At 63.0% G+C, this 22,948-nt stretch carries 22 protein-coding genes; 9 read left to right on the forward strand and 13 right to left on the reverse strand.

Annotated elements, in window-relative coordinates; genetic code table 11:
* Positions 1–119 precede the first annotated feature (119 nt).
* The 7 genes from EEB13_RS26105 to EEB13_RS26135 all read right to left on the reverse strand — a co-directional run bounded on the left by EEB13_RS26105 (position 120) and on the right by EEB13_RS26135 (position 8,188).
* A complete protein-coding gene (locus tag EEB13_RS26105; protein WP_116104115.1) occupies positions 120–1,121 on the reverse strand; it encodes an AraC family transcriptional regulator in 1,002 nt (333 codons plus the stop codon).
* Between the two features lie 73 nt (positions 1,122–1,194).
* Positions 1,195–2,364 (reverse strand): lipid-transfer protein, encoded by a 1,170-nt coding sequence (locus EEB13_RS26110; protein ID WP_045068420.1) that lies wholly within the window; start codon positions 2,362–2,364, stop codon positions 1,195–1,197.
* Positions 2,361–2,792: a MaoC family dehydratase gene (locus tag EEB13_RS26115; protein ID WP_045068418.1), complete on the reverse strand. Its 432-nt coding sequence runs from the start codon at positions 2,790–2,792 to the stop codon at positions 2,361–2,363. Before EEB13_RS26115 ends, EEB13_RS26110 begins: the two co-directional genes overlap by 4 nt.
* Positions 2,789–3,769, reverse strand: coding sequence for a bifunctional MaoC family dehydratase N-terminal/OB-fold nucleic acid binding domain-containing protein (locus tag EEB13_RS26120; protein ID WP_095888178.1), 981 nt, complete (start codon positions 3,767–3,769; stop codon positions 2,789–2,791). Before EEB13_RS26120 ends, EEB13_RS26115 begins: the two co-directional genes overlap by 4 nt.
* A gap of 9 nt (positions 3,770–3,778) precedes the next feature.
* Entirely contained in the window at positions 3,779–4,930 is a 1,152-nt protein-coding gene (locus EEB13_RS26125; RefSeq protein WP_045068414.1) for an acyl-CoA dehydrogenase family protein, read from the reverse strand.
* Positions 4,915–5,967, reverse strand: a complete 1,053-nt coding sequence (locus EEB13_RS26130; RefSeq protein WP_045068413.1) for an acyl-CoA dehydrogenase family protein — start codon at positions 5,965–5,967, stop codon at positions 4,915–4,917. Before EEB13_RS26130 ends, EEB13_RS26125 begins: the two co-directional genes overlap by 16 nt.
* Positions 5,968–6,040: 73 nt before the next feature.
* Complete coding sequence (locus EEB13_RS26135) at positions 6,041–8,188, reverse strand: acyl-CoA dehydrogenase (protein ID WP_141486561.1); 2,148 nt, start codon at positions 8,186–8,188, stop codon at positions 6,041–6,043.
* Positions 8,189–8,282: 94 nt separating this feature from the next.
* Between EEB13_RS26135 and kstR the strand changes: the two genes are divergently transcribed.
* Both kstR and otsB read left to right on the forward strand, forming a co-directional pair.
* Positions 8,283–8,921 carry a cholesterol catabolism transcriptional regulator KstR gene (gene kstR, locus EEB13_RS26140; protein ID WP_033232537.1) on the forward strand — a complete coding sequence of 213 codons (639 nt, stop codon included), beginning with the start codon at positions 8,283–8,285 and terminating at the stop codon, positions 8,919–8,921.
* Between the two features lie 87 nt (positions 8,922–9,008).
* Positions 9,009–11,570 (forward strand): trehalose-phosphatase, encoded by a 2,562-nt coding sequence (gene otsB / locus EEB13_RS26145; protein ID WP_045068411.1) that lies wholly within the window; start codon positions 9,009–9,011, stop codon positions 11,568–11,570.
* Here otsB and EEB13_RS26150 read toward each other — a convergent pair.
* The gene (locus tag EEB13_RS26150; RefSeq protein WP_033232541.1) at positions 11,555–12,643 is read right to left on the reverse strand and encodes a LacI family DNA-binding transcriptional regulator; all 1,089 of its coding nucleotides are present in this window, start codon (positions 12,641–12,643) and stop codon (positions 11,555–11,557) included. The genes otsB and EEB13_RS26150 overlap by 16 nt on opposite strands.
* A gap of 138 nt (positions 12,644–12,781) precedes the next feature.
* Between EEB13_RS26150 and EEB13_RS26155 the strand changes: the two genes are divergently transcribed.
* The 6 genes from EEB13_RS26155 to EEB13_RS26180 all read left to right on the forward strand — a co-directional run bounded on the left by EEB13_RS26155 (position 12,782) and on the right by EEB13_RS26180 (position 17,934).
* A complete protein-coding gene (locus EEB13_RS26155; protein WP_033232543.1) occupies positions 12,782–13,729 on the forward strand; it encodes a metal ABC transporter solute-binding protein, Zn/Mn family in 948 nt (315 codons plus the stop codon).
* A gap of 39 nt (positions 13,730–13,768) precedes the next feature.
* The gene (locus EEB13_RS26160) at positions 13,769–14,653 is read left to right on the forward strand and encodes a metal ABC transporter ATP-binding protein (RefSeq protein WP_261984649.1); all 885 of its coding nucleotides are present in this window, start codon (positions 13,769–13,771) and stop codon (positions 14,651–14,653) included.
* Positions 14,650–15,531 carry a metal ABC transporter permease gene (locus tag EEB13_RS26165; protein ID WP_033232545.1) on the forward strand — a complete coding sequence of 294 codons (882 nt, stop codon included), beginning with the start codon at positions 14,650–14,652 and terminating at the stop codon, positions 15,529–15,531. Before EEB13_RS26160 ends, EEB13_RS26165 begins: the two co-directional genes overlap by 4 nt.
* Positions 15,528–16,289, forward strand: coding sequence for a LamB/YcsF family protein (locus EEB13_RS26170; RefSeq protein ID WP_095888175.1), 762 nt, complete (start codon positions 15,528–15,530; stop codon positions 16,287–16,289). The genes EEB13_RS26165 and EEB13_RS26170 overlap by 4 nt, the downstream gene beginning before the upstream one ends.
* A gap of 39 nt (positions 16,290–16,328) precedes the next feature.
* Positions 16,329–17,189, forward strand: coding sequence for a biotin-dependent carboxyltransferase family protein (locus EEB13_RS26175; RefSeq protein WP_141486562.1), 861 nt, complete (start codon positions 16,329–16,331; stop codon positions 17,187–17,189).
* A gap of 73 nt (positions 17,190–17,262) precedes the next feature.
* Positions 17,263–17,934 (forward strand): LpqN/LpqT family lipoprotein, encoded by a 672-nt coding sequence (locus EEB13_RS26180; protein ID WP_033232551.1) that lies wholly within the window; start codon positions 17,263–17,265, stop codon positions 17,932–17,934.
* Between the two features lie 60 nt (positions 17,935–17,994).
* On the opposite strand, the gene rlmB is transcribed toward EEB13_RS26180, so the two are convergent.
* The 5 genes from rlmB to EEB13_RS26205 are packed head-to-tail and all read right to left on the reverse strand — an operon-like array spanning position 17,995 to position 22,046.
* Positions 17,995–18,966 carry a 23S rRNA (guanosine(2251)-2'-O)-methyltransferase RlmB gene (rlmB, locus tag EEB13_RS26185; RefSeq protein WP_033232555.1) on the reverse strand — a complete coding sequence of 324 codons (972 nt, stop codon included), beginning with the start codon at positions 18,964–18,966 and terminating at the stop codon, positions 17,995–17,997.
* Positions 18,967–18,968: 2 nt separating this feature from the next.
* A complete protein-coding gene (gene cysS, locus EEB13_RS26190) occupies positions 18,969–20,363 on the reverse strand; it encodes a cysteine--tRNA ligase (RefSeq protein WP_033232556.1) in 1,395 nt (464 codons plus the stop codon).
* Between the two features lie 11 nt (positions 20,364–20,374).
* Complete coding sequence (gene ispF, locus EEB13_RS26195; protein WP_095888172.1) at positions 20,375–20,851, reverse strand: 2-C-methyl-D-erythritol 2,4-cyclodiphosphate synthase; 477 nt, start codon at positions 20,849–20,851, stop codon at positions 20,375–20,377.
* A 13-nt stretch (positions 20,852–20,864) separates the two neighbouring features.
* Positions 20,865–21,533 carry a 2-C-methyl-D-erythritol 4-phosphate cytidylyltransferase gene (gene ispD / locus EEB13_RS26200; RefSeq protein ID WP_116104129.1) on the reverse strand — a complete coding sequence of 223 codons (669 nt, stop codon included), beginning with the start codon at positions 21,531–21,533 and terminating at the stop codon, positions 20,865–20,867.
* A 24-nt stretch (positions 21,534–21,557) separates the two neighbouring features.
* The gene (locus EEB13_RS26205) at positions 21,558–22,046 is read right to left on the reverse strand and encodes a CarD family transcriptional regulator (RefSeq protein WP_033232561.1); all 489 of its coding nucleotides are present in this window, start codon (positions 22,044–22,046) and stop codon (positions 21,558–21,560) included.
* Between the two features lie 264 nt (positions 22,047–22,310).
* On the opposite strand from EEB13_RS26205, the gene EEB13_RS26210 reads away from it, so the two are divergent.
* The gene (locus EEB13_RS26210) at positions 22,311–22,943 is read left to right on the forward strand and encodes an LpqE protein (protein WP_033232562.1); all 633 of its coding nucleotides are present in this window, start codon (positions 22,311–22,313) and stop codon (positions 22,941–22,943) included.
* The last annotated feature ends 5 nt before the right edge of the window (positions 22,944–22,948 follow it).

A 22,948-nucleotide genomic window follows, 5' to 3' on the forward strand; every position in this document is an offset into this window, starting at 1 on the left:
CCGGGCCTGCTGTCACTCTCACCGTCAATCCTTGCAGAAGGCTCCGACAAGAAACAACGGATCGACCTAGATCCTCGGAGAGGCAAACGGGGTGTCACGGCTTCCCCAAGACCACACGTTCAGACTCGCGACCTGGTCTGCGACGGCAATTCCCCAAATCGCTTCCGGTATCCGGCAGCAAAAATGCCCAGGTTGACGTACCCCCAGGCGTTGGCGATATCGGAAATTGTTCTTCCGTCCGAAAACAGGAGTTCACTTCGCACTCCGGTAAGCCGACGCTCTCGCAACAACTGGCCGGGTGTTGTGTCACGGTATCGGCGAAAGCCCGCGGTGAGTGCCCGAACGCTGACTCCGACCGCAGCCGCGATCTCCGAGGCAGTCGGAACCGAACGAGCGAAAGTGTCGATGTACTCCTCCGCCGCTCGTACATACACGGGCTCCGCAGAATCGATACCCGCACCGAGTGCGATACCGGCCTGCGCCGCCCACTCCTCGAGCAGTTGCGCAGTGATCAGTTCCTGCACCCGCGCCCCCAACCGCTCGCGCGACAAGGCTTCGGGCGACTCTGCGACCGCCCGCACCACGTAATCCATCAGTGCCAGCCAGCTCGATCCGCGCCCACCGATCGAGCACTTGTGTTGCCACAGACGATCATCCGGCGCCCGGCCGTACCACTGTTGGGCGTGATCGGCGACAAGCTGATGCGGCACAGTCAGATTCAACTGCAGATGATCCTCGTCGAACTCCACGAAGTAGTCCGTCCGACTGCAGTCCGCCACAAACGTTTCTCCGACAGCGGTATTCACGGACGAACCCCCACCAAGGGCATGCCGCCCGTTCCCGCGAATCGTCGTCAGAACCAGAATGTTCCCAGCTTCGGGCGAACACTCACCCACCGTGACCGGAATGCCGTAGCAGAACCGGGTGACGTCGATCCGACCGACGGTAGCCGAATACATGTCTGACGCCGGACGCAATCGACTACCGATGGGCGTGACCGTATACGGCATGTAGACGTTGTCGGACCACTCCTTGATGCGGTCCCAGTCCTGAGAAAAGGCCTGGTGGTGCCGCTGGGTCTGCCGACCCGCCGCGTCGATCAGCAAGGCATTCTCGAACATGTTCCGAGTATCGCACCACAACCGGATCGGGTCACCTGTCCCGATGGACAACGACACAGCAGAGAGACTATGCCTACCGAGTGAGAACCAGTCCCGACGTCGGCACGCCGGTACCGGCAGTGACCAATACGTTCTGGGCAGCGTCGACCTGGTTCACGGAAGTCCCGCGGATCTGACGGACACCCTCGGCTATGCCGTTCATCCCGTGAATGTATGCCTCGCCCAGTTGACCGCCATGAGTGTTGATCGGAAGCTTCCCACCGAGTTCGATCGCGCCACCGGCGATGAAGTCCTTGGCTTCTCCCCTACCGCAGAAGCCGAGTTCTTCGAGTTGCATCAGCACATAGGGCGTGAAGTGGTCGTACAGAACCGCGGTCTGCATATCCGCCGGCCGCAAACCGCTCTGCGCCCAGAGTTGATCACCCACAAGCCCCATTTCCGGCAGTCCGGTCAGACCGTCACGGTAATAGCTGGTCATGATGTACTGATCGGCCCCGCTGCCCTGAGCTGCGGCCGCGATGACGGCCGGGGTGTTCTTGAGATCTTTGGCCCGTTCGGCTGAGGTGACCACGATGGCAACACCGCCGTCGGATTCCTGACAGCAGTCCAGTAGATGTAGCGGTTCGGCAATGAACCGGGAATTCTGGTGGTCCTCGAGTGTGATCGGCTTTCCGTAGAAGAAGGCCTTCGGGTTTGTGGCAGCATGCCTGCGATCAGCAACGGCAACGCGGCCGAAGTCCTCACTCGACGCACCGTAGACGTGCATGTACCGCTGCGCCACCATCGCGACAAACGAAGCGGGAGTTCCCAATCCGTGCGGGTACGAGAAGGCGTTGTCCGTTCCCGATGAATTGACCTGTGCCACAAGACCGGAGTTCACCTGGCCGAACCGGGCACCGGAGCGTTCGTTGAAAGCACGGTAGGCAACAACGACGTCAGCGACTCCGGTCGCGACAGCCATTGCAGCCTGCTGGATCGTAGCCGCAGCAGCCCCGCCGCCGTAGTGGATGCGACTGAAGAACTTCAGGTTCGGGATTCCGACCGAACGTGCCACGGCTACTTCGGTATTGGTATCCATCGTGAACGAGGTGAGCCCGTCGACGTCGGCAGGGGTCAGGCCCGCGTCGTCCAAAGCTGCTTGGACGGCCTCCGCCGCCAGGCGAAGTTCACTTCGGCCGGAGTCCTTCGAAAAATCCGTCGCGCCGATACCGACGATTGCGGCTTTCCCCGACAATGCACTCATTCGATATCTCCGGCCGTCGTGGAAGTCAGCGGGGTAAATGTCAGCATGACCTGGGCGGTGATGTGATCACCCAGACTGTTCTTGCCCACCACGGCAACCGTCACCAGCGCCTCGTCGAAGCTGGTGACGGTTCCGCTGAGCGACAAAGTGTCGTACGCGTACCACGGCACCCCGAGGCGGAGCTTGATCGAGGTGATGACGGCACGGGGCCCCGCCCAATCAGTGACAAATCGCTGCACCAACCCGGTGTCGGTGAGGATATTGACAAAGATGTCCTTCGAGCCGCGCTGTTGCGCCAGGTCGCGATCGTGATGCACGTCTTGGAAATCGCGCGTTGCCAAAGCGGCGGACACGACAAACGTCGGGTCGCCGTAGATCTCCAACGCCGGAAGCTGCTCTCCCACAGTGATGTCCGAAACCGAAGTCATCGAGCTTCCTCCTGCCGCGAAACCGGTACCCACGCATACAGAGTCCACGGAGTTCCGCCAGTCTCTTCATCTCCCGGAAAATCGAGATACGTTGCTTCGACGGACATCCCGATCGAGACATCGACAGGTGCGACACCTCGAAGTTCGCCGAGCATACGCACGCCTTCCGGTAGTTCGACGAGTGCAACCACAAACGGCAGTGAGCGACCGGGCACTGCGGGCGCATGATGGACGACAAAGCTGAATACGGTTCCCCGCCCGGAAGCCACGAGGTAGTCGGTCTGCGCCGACTTGTCCTTCCAGATCGCGGGCACCGGTGGATGCTGAACGCTACCGTCAGGGCGCAGTTGAATCCGAAGCTCGTGCGCGGCAACTCCGTCCCAGAAGAACTGTGTGTCCAGAGACGGCGTGGGGCGCAGCATTCGAGAAGAATCCAGATCTTCGGGCACATCCGATGGAACCGTCTCACCGGCCGCCGGAGCAAACTTCAGGATCCGGAACATCATCTCGGACACCAATTCGTCACCGACGTGCCACAGGCTTCGAGTTGTGAAGAACCAGCCCTCACCGAGGCCCGTCTTCTTGGGCCCCACAACGTCTTCCAAGACAGACGAGATCGTCACGTCCTCACCCGGTCGCAAGTAGCGGTGGTAGGTCTGATCGCAGTTGGTTGCAACGACCGACGTGTAGCCGGCTTCGTCGAGGATCTCCGTCATACGGCCGAGTGGATCATCGGATTCGCGTACAGCGCCCAGTCCTCGCATCGTCCACACCTGCGCCATGGCCGGCGGAGCGACCAGCCCGCCATGCCCGGCGGCGAGTGCTGCGGATTCATCGACATAGATCGGGTTCTTGTCGCCGATCGCCTCGACCCAGTTGCGGACCATCGGCACGTTTACGGGATCTCGGCCGGTGCGTGGCGCGCTCGGTCCGGCGGCGCGAACCTGCTCTGCAGCAGTAAGAATGGGATCTGACACAGTCAATTCCTATCTCGGAACTCTTGGCAGCTTCAAGCCGGCGGTCGCGATCAGTTCACGCATCACCTCGTTGACCCCGCCGCCGAAGGTAATCACCAGATTGCGCTTGATCTGCATGTCCAACCACTCCATGAGATCAGCCGTCTCCGGATCGAGAGGGTTGCCGTATCGACCGACAATTTCCTCGGCCAGTCGGCCGACTCGCTGAATACGCTCGGTGGCGAATACTTTGGTCGCGGAGGCGTCGGCAACATCAACCGAGTCCGAATCACTCGATGCCACCTGCCAATTGAGGAGTTCGTTCAGTCGGTAGGTTGCGTGGATCTCCCCCAGCGTGCGTCGCACGTCGGTGTGATCGAGAAGATTCTCGCGGCGAGCCCAGTCGAAGACATGATCGTAGATGCCACCGACGCGGCCTGCTGGTCCGAGCATGACTCTCTCGTGATTGAGCTGGGTGGTAATGAGGCGCCAGCCCTGATTCTCCTCGCCCACAAGCATGTTCACCGGAACGCGAACGTCCTCGTAGTAGGTGGCATTGACGTGATGGGCGCCGTCGCAGGTGATGATGGGCGTCCAGGTGTACCCAGGATCCTTCGTGTCCATGATCAGGATCGAGATACCCCGGTGCCGCGAGTCTGCTGCTCCCGTTCGCACAGCCAGCCACACATAGTCCGCATCATGTCCACCGGTGGTGAAGATTTTCTGACCGTTGACTATGTACTCGTCACCCGCGCGGACGGCACCGGTACGCAAAGCCGCAAGGTCGGTTCCGGCCTCAGGTTCGGTGTATCCGATGGCAAAATGCACTTCGCCGGCCAGGATGGCGGGAAGAAACTTCTGCTTCTGCTCCTCGCTACCGTACTTCTGCAACGTCGGTCCGACCGTCTGCAACGTAACCGACGGCAGTGGAACATCTGCTCGCACAGCCTCGTTGACAAAGATCTGCTGCTCCACCTCGCCGAAGCCTCGCCCGCCGTATTCGACCGGCCAGCCGACACCGAGCCACCCGTCCTTGCCCATTCGGCGGATCACGTCGCGGTAGGTGGGTCCGTGCCGTTCGGTACGCATGATCTTCGCCTCGTCTGGCGAGATCAGAGTCGAGAAGTAACGACGAAGTTCAGCCTGCAACGCGCGCTGACTGTCGGTCAGATCGATGAACACCGGGCCCCCACGAGGTCGAGTCGATGCGAAGCGCCACCGAGCAGGCGCGCCAAGTCTTTTGCTGCCCCGTAATAGCGATGAAGCGGATAGGTGACATCCACTCCCAAACCGCCGTGCAGATGATGGAGAACCTGCATGGTCGCAGGAACTTCCTGAGCTATCCAGTACGCCATCACATCCAGATCGGACTGCGCGTCAAGCCCTTCCGACACGCGCCACGATGCCGACAGCGACACAACGTGCAGTGTCCGGGACGTGACGTAGGCGTCGGCGATCTGTTGTGCGACGGCCTGGAAGGTCGCGAGCGGCTTACCGAATTGCTCGCGGGATCCGATGTGGGCAGCAGTGAGATCCACGGCTCCGGAAACCAATCCGTCGACCACAGCTCCGATGCTCGCCAACGCGATGCGATAGAGCGTCTGCAGGGCTTCCGTACCGGCGCCCAGCAGCTCACCTGTGGCGTCGTCGAGAACGATCGCAAACTCGGGACTGCCGGACGAACTCGGCGTCGGTGTAAGCGTCACACCTGCCGAGTTCGGGTCGATCAACACAACACCGACGTCTGTCGGAACCAATACGCGGTGCGCACTCGCAGCGAAGGGGACCGCGAGCACAGTCCCGTTGACGCGGTACCGATCACCGGTCTTCTCACCGGTCTTCCTTGCCGTAACGGCTGGCTGCTCGGGAAACTGGCGGCCCGGCTCAGCCAAGGCAGCCGTGAACACCCGTCCCGCGGCAACACCGGCCAGAAGTTCGTCCTGCTGTGCGTCGCTGCCCAGCGCGACTATGGGCAGCACCCCGAATCCGAGTGTGGCCAGCGCTGGAATCGGCGCTGCCGCTCGGCCGACTTCGGTGAGCAAGGCGCCCACGTCGGTGACGGACAGACCCTCCCCTCCGAGTCGCTCCGGTAGCGCCAACGTGAGCAGATCCGCCTCGGCGAAGGCCGCCCACAAGGCATCCGGCTGTAGTTCGCGGGCCAGGAGTGCGGTAGCCACCTCGGCTACCGCATCCTGGGTTTCATCTCTGGTGAAGTCCACGCTGGCAAATTCCCGTCGTCGATATAGAACGTGTTCTAGTTGTATCACCAACGGGACCAAATTTGTAGACCTACTACTCCCGCGGTAGCCCCAGAATTCGCTCAGCCGCGACGGTCAGCAGGATCTGCGTCGTACCACCGGCGATGGACAGACAACGCGTATTGAGGAACTCCCGGGACAACGGCCCCTCGACCCAACCAGCCGGACCGCCCAACTCCATCGCGAATTCCGCGACGGTCTGACGCTGCCGAACACCGACCAGTTTGCGGACGCTCGACGCCGGTCCTGGATCCTGGCCATCCAACTGCCGCAATGTGGTTCGCAACTCCAAAAGCGATCCCACCATCGCGGTGCCGATCAAACCGCCCAGCTTGTCCGCGACTACAGGATCGGGACTTCCTGCCAGAACAAGCAATTCCTCCATCGCACCACCAAGTGACGAGCCACCGCTCATCGCGACCCGCTCGTTGGCGAGTGTGGTTCTGGCCAGTTTCCAACCACCACCGAGCTCTCCGACGACACAGTCGTCCGGGACGAACACGTCGTCGAGGAACACCTCGTTGAACAGCGAATCGCCTGTGATCTCCCGCAGCGGCGAAATCCTGATCCCCGGCGTTCTCATATCGAGCAGAAAGTACGTGATGCCCTTGTGCTTGGGCACACCACGATCGGTACGCGCCAGACAGATCGCCCAATCAGCCTCACGCGCAAGCGAAGTCCACACCTTCTGCCCGTTGAGCTTCCATCCACCGTCTACCTTCTCGGCAGTGGTGCGCAGCGCGGCGAGGTCGGATCCAGCTCCCGGCTCGCTGAACAACTGACACCACGTGATGTCCCCCTTCAAAGTGGGGACGGCAAACCGTTCGATCTGTTCGACACTACCGTGCTCGAGAATGGTTGGCACGGCCCACCATCCGATGACCAGGTCAGGTCGGCCGACGCCTGCCGCGGCCAACTCTTCCTCGATCAAAATCTGCTGAGCTGCCTTCGCCCCTTTGCCGTACGGCACCGGCCAATGCGGCGCGAGGTAACCCGATTCAGCCAAGGCAGTGCGCTGCTCGGACTCCGGCAGAGCGACCAGTTGTGCTACTTCACTGCGAATTTCGGCGCGATCGGACTCCAACGCACTGAGATCGATCTGCAGGTGACGACGCGATCCCGCGAGCGTCAACTCCGCCACCCTGGCGCGCCAACGAGACGAGCCGCCCATCATCTGGCGCAGCGACACGGCGCGACGAAGGTAGAAATGCGCCTCGTGCTCCCAGGTGAACCCGATGCCGCCGAGCACTTGGATGCAGTCCTTGGCCGTGTCGACTGCCGCGTCCAGGGAGACCGCGGCGGCTACTGCTGCGGCGATCGGAAGTTCGTCACCCGACTCTGCCGCCACGGCAGCGTCCCAGGCGACTGCACCGACGTTTTCAACCCGGCACAGCATCTCGGCACACAGATGCTTGATCGCTTGAAAGGAACCGATCGGTTTGCCGAACTGCTCACGAATCTTTGCGTACTCCACCGCAGTCCGCAGGCTCCACGCGGCAATTCCGGCAGCCTCTGCCGACGCGAGCGTCGCAGCGAGATCAGCCACCGATCCCATCGCTATGTCGCCGATGATCCGATCAGCATCCACGACCACACGATCGAAGGAGACCTTCGCCAACGGACGGGACTTGTCGAGCGTGTCGAGCGCGTCATACGTGACTCCACTCGATTCACCGTCGACGAGCACCCACACGACGCCATTGCCGTTGTCGGCGGAAACCAGTACTGACACGCCGGCATCTGCGCCCCACGCGAAACCTCCGTCACCGTGAAGTTCGAGCCCGCCGGATTCGGTAGCCGTTGCGGCAACTGGTCTTTCGTCCAATACGACGGCGCAGGGAATCGCACCGTCTGCAAGCGCCTCCGACCAGCGCTTTGCCGCGGGAGTTGCACTGCGGCCGACCACCAACGCGGCCAGTGCCGTAGTGAGAACAGGACCCGGAACGAGTTCAATCGCAGCCTGCTCGAGCATCGCCGCCAGATCTACGATCTCAGCTCCGGAACCGCCAACCGACTCGGGCACAGCAACGGAAAAGAGCCCCAACGAGGCAAAATCCGGCCAACCCTGGCGCCACGAATTCGCTGGTCCACGGCGTACCATGTCCATCGGCGCTGCTGATCGCGCCCACGCCTCGATCGACTCCTGGACTGCCCGTTGTTCATCGGTCGTGGCGATAGTCACAACTGGTTCCCACCTCTCCATTAGTGACACAATTGTTTAGAACGTGTTCTAATATGACACCTGGCCATGAGTCAAGGCGCGAAGGAATTTGTCGATGACCGCAACATCTCGATCCCGCTCCACTGCCGTCGCATCCGCGACGCTCGGAGAGGACGATCTCAGCTCCAACGCGCAACGCGAACGTCGCAAGCGGATTCTCGATGCCACATTGACATTGGCGTCCAAGGGCGGATACGAAGCCGTTCAGATGCGCGCGGTGGCCGAGCGTGCGGATGTTGCCGTCGGAACGCTCTACCGATATTTTCCGTCGAAGGTGCACCTCCTGGTTTCCGCTCTGGCGCGTGAGTTCGAGAAGATCGACTCCAGAGGCAAGATTCCGCCCGGAACAAGCCCGCTCGAGCGCATGCAGCTGATCCTGAGTTTGATCACCCGAGCCATGCAACGCGATCCACTGCTCACCGAAGCAATGACCCGCGCATTCATGTTCGCCGACGCATCTGCTGCTGCCGAGGTCGATCACGTGGGCCAACTGATGGACCGATTGTTTGCACGCGCGATGACCGAAGAGGAACCGAACGACGAACAGTTGGCTATCGCCCGCGTCATCTCCGATGTGTGGCTGTCCAACCTCGTGGCTTGGCTCACACGCCGATCATCGGCCACCGACGTCGCCAATCGACTCGAATTGACCGTTGAACTGTTGCTCGGCGACGGATCCCGCAGACCTGCATAGGGATAATCCGGATCGATAATCGGTTCTGGGCACCTGTCGAGCCGACGTACCGAGCCAGGACGCTCGCAATCACCTAGATTTGAAGAGGTGAGCGCACAGGATCTCCCCATCGAACTCCGTCGAGCCCTCTCAGCCGTGGCGCAGACGCCACGGTTGCTGGTTGCCTCCGATTACGACGGGACCATGGCGCCCATCGTCGCGGATCCGGAGAAGGCGTATCCACGCGCGGAATCGGTCCGCGCCCTTCGCTCGCTCGCCAGCCTGGCTTCCACGACAGCGGCCGTCATCTCGGGACGTGCCCTCAAAGACCTCGCCGCGCTCTCCCGACTCCCCGCCGAAGTACAGCTGGTCGGTAGTCACGGCTCCGAATTCGACATCGGATTTGTTCACGCCATCGACGCCGACGCCAAGAAACTGCTCGGCGAGATCAGCACCGAACTGACCCGGATCGCGTCCCGCACTCCCGGTGCGACCGTCGAGAAGAAACCTGCCAGCATCGCTCTACACGTTCGAAACTCCCCCGAAGACGACGCCGAAAAAGCCCTGATCGCGGTGCGAACGGAATCCGCGCTCTGGCCGGGGGTGCAGGTCACGGAAGGCAAGTCCGTCGTAGAACTGGCTGTCATCGCCACCGACAAAGGCCAAGCGCTTGATCTCATCCGGCACCAGGACGGCGCAACCGCTGCCGTGTTCATCGGCGACGACGTCACCGATGAAAAGGCGTTCGCCAGGCTGTCCGGCCCGGACATCGGCGTCAAGGTCGGCCCGGGCGACACCATGGCCGCCTTCCGCGTCGACAGCACCGAGGACGTCGCGGCCGCGTTGGCGTTTCTGCTCGAAGAGCGCCGCACGTGGCTTTCAGGTGCAGACGCGCCGCCCATCGAGCGCCTGTCCATGCTTGCCAGCCCCCGCACGGTTGCCCTCGTGACGCCCGACGCCACCCTGACGTGGTTGTGTCACCCCGAACCCGACTCCGCAGCGGTATTCGCCCACCTGCTCGGCGGGACCGCCGCCGGGCACTTCAGCGTCGGGCCACGGCGGACTGCGCTACCGCTGAGCCAGAAGTACCTCGACGGCACCATGACCGTTCAAACTCGGTGGGCCAGCCTGTCTGTCACCGACTACCTCCCCCACGACGTGCAACAGGGCCGAACCGACTTCACCCGCATCATCTCCGGTAGAGCCGACGCTGTGGTCTCGTTTGCACCGCGCCCGGAGTTCGGCCAAGCTCAAGTCACCCTCGAGATCGTGGAGGACGGCATCCGCGTCCTGGGCACCAACGAACCGTACGTGCTGCGATCCCCCGGTGTGCAGTGGAATATCGCCACCGACGGCAACCAGCAGACCGCCCATGCAATCGTCACGCCGTCAGCCGGCGATATCGTTCTCGAACTGCGCTGCGGCACAACAGATATGGACCCGTCACCGGCGCCCGAAGCAGACCGGCGCGCCAGGTCGGAAAGTTACTGGTCCGATTGGGCTAAAACCCTCGAGCTGCCGAAACTCAAGCCGGACTTGATGAAACGCTCCGCTCTCACACTGCGTGGACTCGTCCACGCCGACTCAGGCTCCATCATGGCTGCGGCGACCACGTCACTGCCTGAAGAGATCGGCGGCGTCCGAAACTGGGACTACCGCTACTGCTGGTTGCGTGACGCCGCGCTCACCGCAACAGCTCTCGTAAGTGTCGGGTCGACGCACGAAGCCGAGGAGTACCTCGACTGGGTCCACCGTGTCCTCGAAACATTGCCGGGCCCCGAGCGTCTACACCCGCTGTACACGCTGAACGGCACGTCACTGCCGCCTGAGGCCGTCATCGACTCCCTGCCCGGGTACGCCGGCTCCCGCCCGGTGCGGGTTGGCAACGCTGCCAATCAGCAAGTCCAACTCGACGTCTTCGGCCCCATCGTCGAACTGATCGTCCACCTTGCCGATGCCCGCGAAAAGGCCGGAGCTGCCGAGCCTTTGAGCGATCGCGACTGGGAACTAGTAGGCGCAATGGTCGAAGCCGTGCAACGACGGTGGTTCGAACCTGATCACGGCATCTGGGAGATCCGCGACAACCCGCGCCATCACGTCTACTCCAAGGTGATGGGGTGGGTGACCGTCGACCGCGCAGTGAAACTGGCCGACCGCTTCGGCCGAACGGCACTGCCCGAGTGGGCCGAATTGCGCGATCAGATTGCCGACGAGGTGCGCCACAAGGGATGGAAGGACGACGTCCAGTCGTACACCGCCGCATACGACGGCGTAGATCTCGACGCCGCAACCCTGCACATCGGACTGTCCGGGCTGATCGATCCGGAGGACCCGCGATTTGCCGCGACGGTAGTCGCCACCGAAGCCGAATTGCGTAGCGGTTCAACGGTGTACCGCTATCACCACGACGACGGCCTGCCCGGCATCGAGGGTGGATTCCACCTCTGCGCGGCCTGGTTGGTCGAGGCGTACCTGCTGATCGGACAACGCCTGCAAGCAGAGGCGCTGTTCGACCAACTGGTCGCAGCAGCAGGTCCTACCGGTCTTCTCGCGGAAGAGTACGACCCGGTCGCAGAACGGTCACTTGGCAACCATCCCCAGGCTTACAGCCATCTCGGCCTACTACGCTGCGCTCAGCTCTTGGACTTACCCGCTCAGATCTTGGCCTGACCCGACGTACGGCCGACCAGTAGTTCCGTCTCGAGCATCTCGATGATCGGCACACCGGAGCCGGACGGTGACATCAGCAGTGCACCCGCGCGCCGGCCCTTCTCCTCCTGAGGCTGGCGCACGGTGGTCAGCGATTCACGAAGCGCCTCGCCCACGCCGTCGAATCCGGTGATCGACAATTGACCAGGCACGTCGATGCCCTGCCAGCGCGCCCAGTCCAAAGCGCCGAGGGCAAGTACGTCGGTAGTGCAGATCAATGCCGTGATCTTCGGATTCGTCGCGAGCGCTTCCGCCGCCGCGGAGTGCCCGGACTGCGTGGTGTGGACGTACCGCTCGATCACAGTCAGAGAAAACGGATCAATCTGCGCCGTCGACATCGCGTCGCGCACTCCCTCGATCCGCTCACGCTGAACGTGGAAATGCGGCGACTTCAGGCGCTCCTGACTGACAACACCATCCATCCGGTCTCGCCCCAGCCGCATGCAAAGCACACCGATCTCGGTGTGGCCCAGACCGATGAGGTAATCGGCAACCTTGCGCATGGCAGCGCGGTCATCGATGCCCACGAGAGACGCTCCGGGAATCTCGCGCGGCTGATCGCACACCACGATCGGGATGTGACGTTCGAGGACGGCGGCAAGATACGGGTCGTCGTCGGCAACCGAATAGACGACAAAACCGTCGACGCCGGCTTGCTGCACGACCGCGGCGGCATCCACGTCGTCTCGCCCTGGTCCGGCAGGAATCAGGAGCAACCCCTGCCCAGCTTCCTCGCAGGATTCCGAGAGGCCTGCCAGGAAGCTCATGGCAGCCGGGTCACGGAAGCTGTAACTGAGCGCTTCGGTGAGGAGAAGTCCCACGGCACCGGCTTTACGGGTACGTAGGGAACGGGCGACCGGATCGGGTCCGGGATATCCGCGTCGCTTGGCCGCTTGGAGCACTCGATCCCGAAGCTCGACGGAGAGCTGATCGGGTCGGTTGTACGCGTTCGAGACTGTTGTTCTCGACACATTGAGCTCGGCGGCGAGCGACGCCAAAGTGGCTTGACGGCGTGGCTGACGGGACCGGGGCATAGACGGACGTTATCGGTACCCCTCAAAGTCGGCACGACGGGGCTGAACCGAACATGACCTACCAGCGACTATGCGCTAATGTGTAACGGTAACGGTTTCCAATAGCATTTAGCCCACCCTTCGTTCAGGAGAAAATTCGTGCGCTCGTCGTCCAAAATCCGCATCGCCGCCCTCGCCACCATCTCGGTCGCAGCGGCCATGGCACTGACGGCCTGCGGCTCCGAAAAGACCGGGGACGATGGCATCTCCGTCGTCGCCTCCACAAACGTGTGGGGCAATGTTGCGCAGGCCGTCGCAGGTGACGTTCTCACCGTCACCTCCATCATCGACGAGCCGTCCGCGGATCCGCATTCCTTCGAAGCCACCCCGGCTCAGGCTGCCAAGATCACCGACGCCTCCCTTGTCGTCTACAACGGTGGTGGCTACGACCAATTTGTCACCGACATCCTCGACGCAGGCAAGGGCGACCAGAAGACCGTCAACGCGTACGACCTGCTCGACGGTGGAATCCACGCAGGCGAGACCTCGGGAGAATCGCACGACGGTCACACGCACGGCGCCGTCAACGAGCACGTCTGGTTCGACATCCCCACCGTCGACGCAGTGGCCCACTCCGTCGCCGACCAACTCAGTGCACTCGACCCCGACAATGCGTCGACGTACGAGGCAAACGCACAGGCATACAGCCAGAAACTGGCCGGCATCACCGCCGTCACCGATTCGATTGCCGCTGCCCACGGCGGCGAGTCGGTCGCGCAGACCGAACCCATCGCGCACTACCTGTTGGTTGCCGCCGAGCTGAAGGACGCAACCCCCGAGGAATTCACCAGCGCGATCGAAGACGGCAACGATCCGTCACCGGCCGCGATCGCCGCAACGCGCCAATTGCTGTCGGACAAGGCTGCAAGGGCCCTCGTCTACAACACTCAGACGCAGGACAAAGTGACGCAGGACATGCGCTCCACCGCCGAGAAAGCAGGCGTGCCCGTCGTCGAGGTTACGGAGACTCTCCCCGAAGGCCTGGACTACATTCAGTGGCAGACGCAGACCGCGGAGTCGCTAGCCAACGCCCTCTCTGCCCAGTAATTTCTTGCCCACTCAATTCCGAGAAGAACCGATCGGCTTGTGACAGAAACCTCCGCGAATCCAACGGCGCCGGCAACAAACGCCGTGCCAGCAGTCGCCCTGAAAGACGCCCGATTGTCCTTCGGCGCCCGCACCCTCTGGGACGGCCTCGACCTCGAGGTTCAGCCCGGCGAGTTCATCGCAGTGCTCGGCCCTAACGGCTCCGGCAAGACCTCACTTCTGAAGATTCTGCTGGGGCAGCTACAACTCAGCGGCGGCAGCGCAGAAATCGCCGGAACCCCGGCCCGCGCCGGAAACTCGCACGTCGGGTACATCCCGCAGCAGAAATCCATCGACGACGGACTTCCGCTGCGCGGGCGCGACCTTGTCGGTCTCGGGGTCGACGGACATCAGTGGGGCACCGGCCTGCTTCGGCGGGGGCGTCGGCGCGCGATTGTCGACAACGCCATCGCGCAGGTCAGCGCCGAAGCGTTCGCGGACGCCCCCATCGGATCCATGTCCGGCGGTGAGCAACAGAGATTGCGTATTGCGCAGGCACTGGTCGGCGATCCGAAGATTCTGCTGTGCGACGAACCGCTGCTCAGCCTCGACCTCGCCAACCAGCATCTGGTGTCCACGTTGATCGACAAGCGTCGACGCACCCACAACACGGCCGTACTGTTCGTGACCCACGAGATCAATCCGATCCTTCCGCTGGTCGATCGGGTGCTGTATCTCGTCGACGGCAAGTTCCGCATCGGAACGCCGGCCGAGGTGATGACGTCCGAGGTTCTCTCGGATCTGTACAACACCGACGTCGAGGTACTGCAGGTTCGTGGCCGCCTGGTTGTCGTCGGCACCGGCGACGCCATCGACGCTCTCGGCAGCGCGGGCGGCCTGCGTCCGGGCGAAGGCGTCCACCACAGCGATGAGGATCACGCGTGAGCAACAAATTCACCGATGCGATGTCGCGGATGTTCGACGTGTCCGCCACTGTCGACCTTCTGCAGTACGACTTCGTCCAGCAGGCATTGATTGCCGGCGCGATCCTCGGATTGTTGGCCGGCATCATCGGCCCGCTGATCGTGAGCCGGCAGATGTCGTTCTCCGTTCACGGAACCAGTGAACTGTCGCTGACCGGCGCGTCGGCCGCCCTGCTGGTCGGAGTGAGTGTCGGCGCCGGAGCAATTGTGGGTTCGGTGGTCGCGGCAGTTCTCTTCGGACTACTGGGAGCCAAAGCGCGAGACCGCGATTCGGTGATCGGCGTGATCATGGCCTTCGGGCTCGGACTGTCGGTGCTGTTCCTCTGGGCGTACGACGGCCGCACCGGAACCAGCTTCTCGTTGTTGGTCGGTCAGATCGTGGCACCTGGCAACAGCGGACTCGAACTGCTTCTTCTGTGCGCAGTCATCGTGATCGGCACGCTGGGATTCATCTACCGCCCCTTGCTGTTCGCCAGCACCGATCCCGAAGTGGCTGCGGCACGCGGTGTTCCGGTACGCGCGCTGTCCATCGTCTTTGCGGTTCTGGTCGGCATCACGGCCGCTCTGGGTGTGCAGATCGTGGGCGCGCTGCTGGTGATGTCGTTGCTCATCACGCCCGCCGCTGCGGCCGCCTACGTCACCGCGAGCCCGCTCAAGGCCACCATCTTGTCCGTGGTCTTCGCAGAACTCGCCGCTGTCGGCGGCATCCTGCTCTCCCTCGCACCCGGAGTTCCGGTGTCCAGCTTTGTCACCACGGTGTCGTTTGTCATCTACCTGGTGTGCCGCCTCACCGGTTCTGCGCGACGCAAGAATGCCGGACGGATTCCGGCGCACGCATGACGATCCGCGTCGACCTCAACAGCGACCTCGGCGAGGGATACGGCGCCTGGACGCTCGGTGACGACAACGCCATGCTGACCGTGGTCACCAGCGCCAATATCGCGTGCGGGTTTCACGCCGGTGACCCGACCACACTGTTGGCGACCTGCCGCTCCGCTGTGGCGCAGAACGTACGGATCGGCGCGCAGGTCGGATACAACGATCTTTCGGGATTCGGCCGACGCTTCATCGACGTCTCACCCACCGATCTCGCGGCCGATGTCATTTATCAAATAGGGGCACTCGACGGACTGGCCCGTGTCGCCGGCTCCCGCGTCACGTACGTCAAACCTCACGGCGCGCTCTACAACGCGATAGTGCATCACCGTGAACAAGCGCGCGCCGTTGTCGACGCCGTTCGTAGCTACGACGCGTCCCTCCCCGTTCTCGGGCTCCCGGGTTCGGTGTTCCTGGCCGAAGCGGAAGCGGCCGGTCTGACAGTTGTGACCGAGGCCTTTGCCGACCGCGCGTACACGCCGGAGGGGACGTTGGTGCCCCGAAACCAGCCAGGGGCAGTGCTTCACAACCCTCTTGCCATTGCCGAACGCGTGCGCCGGATAGTGCTCGAGGGCGTCGTAGACGCCATTGACGGCAGCCGCGTGACGGTCCGCGCCGACTCGGTGTGCGTCCACGGTGATACCCCGGCCGCCGTCGACATGGCCACCGAAATCCGGAGACTGCTCACCGCGTCCGACGTGACGATCACGCCCTTCACCTGATTCCTGCGCCCGCACTCCTCGCTGAGGGACAATGGCTTCATGGCATGGCTCGATGTCGTTCGCCCCGGCCCGTTGACCACCGTCCAGGACCATGGACGGGTAGGTTGCGCGGCCAGCGGCGTCGGCCGCTCCGGCGCGGTTGATCTGATCTCCCACGACGCGGCAAACAGGCTGGTAGGAAACGCACCTCATGCCGCCACGCTCGAAATCACGACAGGTGGATTCGCCGCACAGGCCGTCGGGCCGCTGACCGTTGCAGTCACCGGCGCGAGGGCACCGGTGACAGTCAACGCACGTCCCGTTGCCGACTACTCGACCCTCCGACTCGATGGCGACGACCTCCTCGAAATCGGCTACAGCACAACCGGACTGCGCACATATCTCGCTGTCCGCGGCGGCATCGACGTCCCGGAAACTCTCGGCTCTCGCTCCACCGACACACTCGCCGAACTCGGCCCAGCGCCCGTCCGCGCGGGCGATCACCTGCTCGTCGGAGTTGGCGAAGCCGAGTGGCCGATCGAGGATTTCATCCCACCGCCGGCGCCCACCCCATGCCCCGTTCCGCTCGGCATCACCCTCGGACCGCGCGACGACTGGTTCACACCCGCCTCCGTCCACGCATTGCTGCACCACGCCTGGACCGTCACCGAAGACACCGATCGAGTCGGCGTTCGGCTACGCGGCCCCGGACCGCTGCATCGCTCACGTACGTGCGAATTGCCCAGCGAAGGCGTCGTCTCCGGCTCGGTTCAAGTGCCCCCGAACGGTCACCCCGTGATATTCCTGGCTGATCATCCCGTAACCGGCGGGTATCCGGTGATCGCAGTGGTCACCGACCCCGGAATCGCCACGCTGGCGCAAATGAGACCGGGAAGTTCGGTTACCTTCCGGGTGGCGTAGGCGGCGCTGATAGTCTCAGCCACTGCTGGCGTCGGCGCACGGCCGTCGTGAATAAGCCGAAGGAAACTGACATATGAGTATGAAGAGCAGCACAATCGCTCTGAGCGCAGCCAGTTTGATCACCGCAGCACTTGTTCTCTCGGGATGCAGCAGCTCCGACGACGGCGAGGCTGTCTCGGAGGCCACCTCGGTAGCGACCTCCGCAACTACCTCGGCCGCCGCGGCAACAACGTCGGATGACAGCATCAGCTTCAGCGGCGAACGTGTCACCCTCAACTCCGGCACCGACGCCGACGCACCGGCCATCAGCGTCAGCCTTCCGGACGGATGGTCGCAGACCCAGAAAGTCACCACCGGAAGCGTCACGGACATCCTGTCCAGCAACCAGGCCGATGCAAACGGCTTCATGCCGAACACGACATTGACGGTGGAAAGCCAGGGCACCGCAAGCCCCGACGACGTTCTTGCCGGCGCCCAGGCGTCGCTCGGCATGCTCAACGGATGGACCGAGGTGAACAAGGTCGACCTCGACATCGACGGACAGAAGGCGATCCGCATCGCCGGAACCTGGTCGCCGCCGAACGTTGACGTTCCCCTGTTGGCGGTCATGACCGTCATCGCCTACCAGGCTGACGAATCGTCTCCCGTGTACCTGGTGAGCTTCGCGAATCAGTTCACCGATAAGGAAGACATGGCGCTCTCCGACCAGGTCGAGGAAATCAACACGTCAATCGAATTCGGCTAAGCCCCCCGTGCGCGTTTCTGGTCGTTCCCACTACCGGAAACGCGCACCGGGCCGAAGGCCCTAGCTGCTACGGCGACGACGCGCGATGTCGGCCAACACAACTCCGGCAGCAACCGAAGCGTTGAGCGACTCGACCGGTCCAGCCATGGGGATGGACAGAATCGCGTCACAGTTCTCGCGGACGAGACGTGAGAGTCCCTTGCCCTCCGAACCGACCACGATCACCACTGGACCGCTGCCGTCGAAATCGTCGAGAGTGGTGTCGCCACCGGCGTCGAGGCCCACAACCTGTACACCCTTGGACGCCCAGTCCTTGAGCGTGCGAGTGAGGTTGGTGGCGCGAGCAATCGGCAGACGAGCAGCAGCACCGGCGCTGGTACGCCAAGCGACGGCACTGACACTGGCACTACGACGCTCCGGAATCACGACGCCGTGGCCACCGAAAGCCGCGACCGAGCGCACGACGGCGCCCAGGTTGCGGGGGTCGGTGATGTTGTCCAGCGCGACGAGCAACGGCGGCTCGGCGTGCTTACGCGCCTCGGACAGGAGATCGTCCGGATGTGCGTAGCGGTACGGCGGAACCTGCAGCGCGATGCCCTGGTGAAGACCGTTGGCACTCAGGCGATCCAGATCGGTGCGCGGTACTTCGAGAATGGAGATTCCGGCATCAGCGGCAAGCTGAACGGATTCCTTCAGGCGATCGTCGCTCTCGGTGCCGACGGCAACCCACAGCGCCGTCGCCGGAACGCCGGCGCGCAGGCACTCGACCACCGGGTTACGTCCGAGCACTGTCTCGGGACCGTCGAGAACCTTGCGGCCCGGACCCGGACGGCCACCACGACCCTGCTTCTCGTCGGCCCGTGCGGCGCGCGCTGCACGCTTCGCCGCGGGATGCTTGGTGCGTGCCTCGGCGGGTGGCGTAGCGCCACGCCCTTCGAGACCGCGACGGTGCTTACCGCCGGAACCGGCAACCTGGCCCTTCTTGGTGCCGCCCTTACGGACTGCGCCGCGCCTGCTCGAGTTTCCAGCCATTGTTACTGCCCTGCCTTCAGGGACCATTCGGGTCCGTCGGGAGTATCGGTTACTTCGATACCCGCCTTGATGAGGCGATCACGGACTTCATCCGCCACCGCCCAGTTCTTTTCCGTCCGTGCCTGCTGCCGCCGATCGAGATCGGCGCGCACCAACACGTCCAAAGCTTCCATTGCCGCCTCGGTGTCGCCACCGGACTGCGACCAATGCGCGTCGAGGGGGTCGACGCCCAGGATGGCGAGCATCGCTCGCACCTGACCTGCCGCCACGCGCGCCGCGCCCAGGTCTCCCGCTGCGAGCGCGGTATTGCCCGCACTCGCCTTGCCGTGAATCTCGGCCAACGCGATCGGGACCGACAAGTCGTTGTCGAGCGCTTCCGCGAAACCTTCTGTCCACGTCCCGAGTTCGACGCCACCTGCGCGCTTGTGCGTACGCAGGACAAACGCCTCGAGTCCTTGGTACGACTTGGCACTCTCTTCGAGGGCTTCGTCCGAGTACTCGAGATTCGAACGGTAGTGAGCACTACCGAGGTAGTACCTAAGTTCTTGCGGGCGAACCTTTTTCAAGACATTCGGCACCGACAGCACATTGCCGAGCGACTTGGACATCTTCTCGCCACTCATCGTGACCCAGCCGTTGTGCAGCCAGTACTGAGCAAAATCGTCGCCGACGCATTTTGCCTGGGCAATCTCGTTCTCGTGATGAGGGAAGACCAAATCCCTTCCACCGCAGTGAATATCGAATGCGGCGCCGAGATAGAACTCCGCCATGGCCGAGCATTCGAGATGCCAACCGGGACGGCCGGGTCCCCACGGAGTCGGCCACGAGGGTTCGCCAGGCTTGGCCGTCTTCCACAGCGTGAAGTCACGCGGGTCACGCTTGCCCTCGGCAGCACTCTCACCCTGATGGACGTCGTCGAGCTTGTGCCCGGAGAGAGCGCCGTATTCGGGGTAGCTCTGCACGTCGAAGTAGACGTCACCGCCCGCGGCGTACGCATGACCGTTCGCGATGAGACGCTCCATCATCGTGACCATCTGCGTGACGTGACCGGTGGCCCGCGGTTCGATCGACGGCGGCAATACACCCAACTGGTCGTACGCCCACGTGAAGGAACGCTCGAACGTCGTGGCCCACTCCCACCAGGGACGGCCGGCGTCGGCAGCCTTGTTCAATATCTTGTCGTCGATATCCGTCACATTGCGCACGAATGCAACGTCGTTGTCGTGCGCCAGCAACCACCGGCGCAGCACGTCGAATGCGACGCCGCTACGCACGTGTCCGATGTGAGGATCACCCTGGACTGTCGCCCCACACAGGTACACCGATGCATGTCCGGGGACCAACGGAACAAAATCCCGCAGGGCCCGCGTACCGGTGTCGTATAGGCGCAGGGTCACGACCAGCGATCTTACCTGTCGTTGCCGGTTGTCATGACCAACGCGGTGGCCATGGCGGCGATCCCCTCGCCGCGCCCGGTCAAACCGAGTCCATCGGTGGTGGTGGCGGAGACCGAAACCGGGGCACCAAGAACCTCGGAGAGGACCCGCTGCGCCTCATCGCGACGCGGACCGATCTTGGGGCGATTCCCGATGACCTGAACTGCGGCATTGCCCACCGTGAACTGGTTTTCCTCGAGCAACCGCCGAACCTCGGCGAGCATCCGGACGCCACTCACTCCGTCCCATTCCGGCCTCCCGGTACCGAAGACGGATCCGAGGTCGCCCAATCCCGCCGCGGAGAGAAGAGCGTCACACAACGCGTGAACGGCAACATCGCCGTCGGAATGCCCGGAGCAGCCGTCAGCATCCTCGAATAACAAACCGGCCATCCAACACGGCCGTCCTACCTCGACGGGATGAACATCCGTCCCCAGACCGACCCGCATCTAGTTTCCGTCCTTACGAATCCGCGTCCAGAAGTGCTCGGGCAAGTACCAGGTCGAGTGGCGTCGTGATCTTGAAGGCATGAGCTTCACCGGCGATGGTCTGTACGGAAACGCCGAGTCGCTCGACCAACGACGCGTCGTCCGTTGCCGCCAGATCACCGGCATCGTAGGCCTGGCGCAATACCTGCGCGGAAAAGCCCTGGGGAGTTTGTACCGCACGAAGTTCGCTGCGAAGCGGGGTACCGGTAACCATGCCGACAACATCGACGGACTTGATGGTGTCCGTGACCGGCAGCACGGGAATGACCGCAGCGCTACCCGCCTTCAGTTCTGCGACAACCCGCGCAATCATCGCCGGCGGAGTCAAAGCTCGCGCAGCATCGTGCACGAGTACGAACTCTGCGTCTCCGGCCGCCTCGAGCCCGGCCCGCACGGAATCCGTGCGCTCTGCTCCACCTGCAACCACGTCGACGTCGTCGCTACGCCCGAGATCAGCCTTGACTGATCCGAGAAGTTCAGGCGGCACAATCACAACAACGCGGTCGACCGCTCCGGATTTCCGGAGCCCGTCAACCGCGCGTGCAAGCATGGTGCGCCCACCGAGTTCGACGAATGCCTTGGGTATTTGCTCACCCAAGCGCAATCCCCGACCTGCGGCAGGAACCAGTGCGACTACCGACACTGTCAGCTTTGTTGTGGTGTTGATTCAGGACGCGGTCGCGAGGACCTCGTCGAGAATGATCTCGGCCTTTTCGTTGTCAGTGCCCTCGGCGAGCGCGAGCTCCCCGACGAGAATCTGACGAGCCTTGGCAAGCATGCGCTTCTCACCAGCAGAAAGTCCACGATCCTGCTCACGACGCCACAAGTCACGAACAACCTCGGCGACCTTGTTCACGTCACCTGAAGCAAGCTTCTCGAGGTTCGCCTTGTATCGACGAGACCAGTTGGTGGGCTCTTCGGTGTGCGGTGCACGCAGAACCTGGAAAACCTTGTCGAGGCCTTCCTGGCCGACGACGTCGCGAACTCCGACGTATTCTGCGTTGTCTGCGGGAACTCGAACTGTCAGATCGCCTTGAGCAACCTTCAGAACGAGATATTCCCTCTGCTCACCCTTGATGGTGCGGGTTTCGATAGCTTCGATCAGCGCCGCACCGTGATGGGGGTATACGACGGTGTCTCCGACCTTGAAAATCATGTGTCCCGTGCCCCTTTCGATTCCACTAGTTTAACACGTCGAAGAACCAGCCATGCATCAACGGCGCAGGTCAGGGGCATCCTTGCTTGAGCGTAGGGGTTGACAGTGCCTGTTGGACGTGCATTCAACCAGCGTCGACGGCCTGTTCACGGCGGCGTGAAAGCCCACGCGGACAACCGTTGTGGCTACCCAGCGACCGGCCCGCGAGAGCTGACTACTACTCTGCCTAGTGGAGTGCGAACCTGACGCCCTGGAGGACAAACCGTGACTGCTATCCGCAAGCCGACTCGCCGAGTCGCTACCGCCATTGCACTGGCTGCAGGCGCAGCCATCGCGCTGTCCGCATGCGGCTCGGGACAGGTGAGCCAGACTGCCGTCCAGCAGGCCGCCGTGAACGGCAACAGTGCCACCGTTGGTGACATCGCCCTGCGCAACGTGCATATCGCTTACCCCTCGTCCGAGGAATACAGCATCGAACCCGGCGGAAAGGCCGTGCTGGCCTTCACGATCGTGAACGAGAGCACGGAGACGACCGACAAGCTGGTGAGCATCACCACTGACTACGCTGCAAGCGTTGTCGCCGGTGAAGAGGTCGCCGGATTGGTGCTCAAGCCGCAGACATCCCTGCAGGCCGGAGAGCTTCCCGCAGGCGAGTCCGCTGAGGCCGAAGCCGAGAAGCAGATCGAGAACAAGGACCAGAACACAGACGCTCCCGCAGCGCTCGTGCTCGTGGTCCTCGAAGACATCAAGGCCGGCGTTCGCCCGGGCCTGACCATCCCGATCACCTTCACCTTCGAGAAGGCCGGCCCCGTCACGGTTCAGGTTCCTGTCGATGCGGGCCCACAACTCGAGCGTGACGTATCCGAGAAGTCACCGGTCGAGGGCTCAGGACACTGAGCTTG

It is taken from the genome of Rhodococcus sp. WS3, assembly GCF_003797085.1.
Lineage (GTDB): Bacteria > Actinomycetota > Actinomycetes > Mycobacteriales > Mycobacteriaceae > Rhodococcus_F > Rhodococcus_F globerula.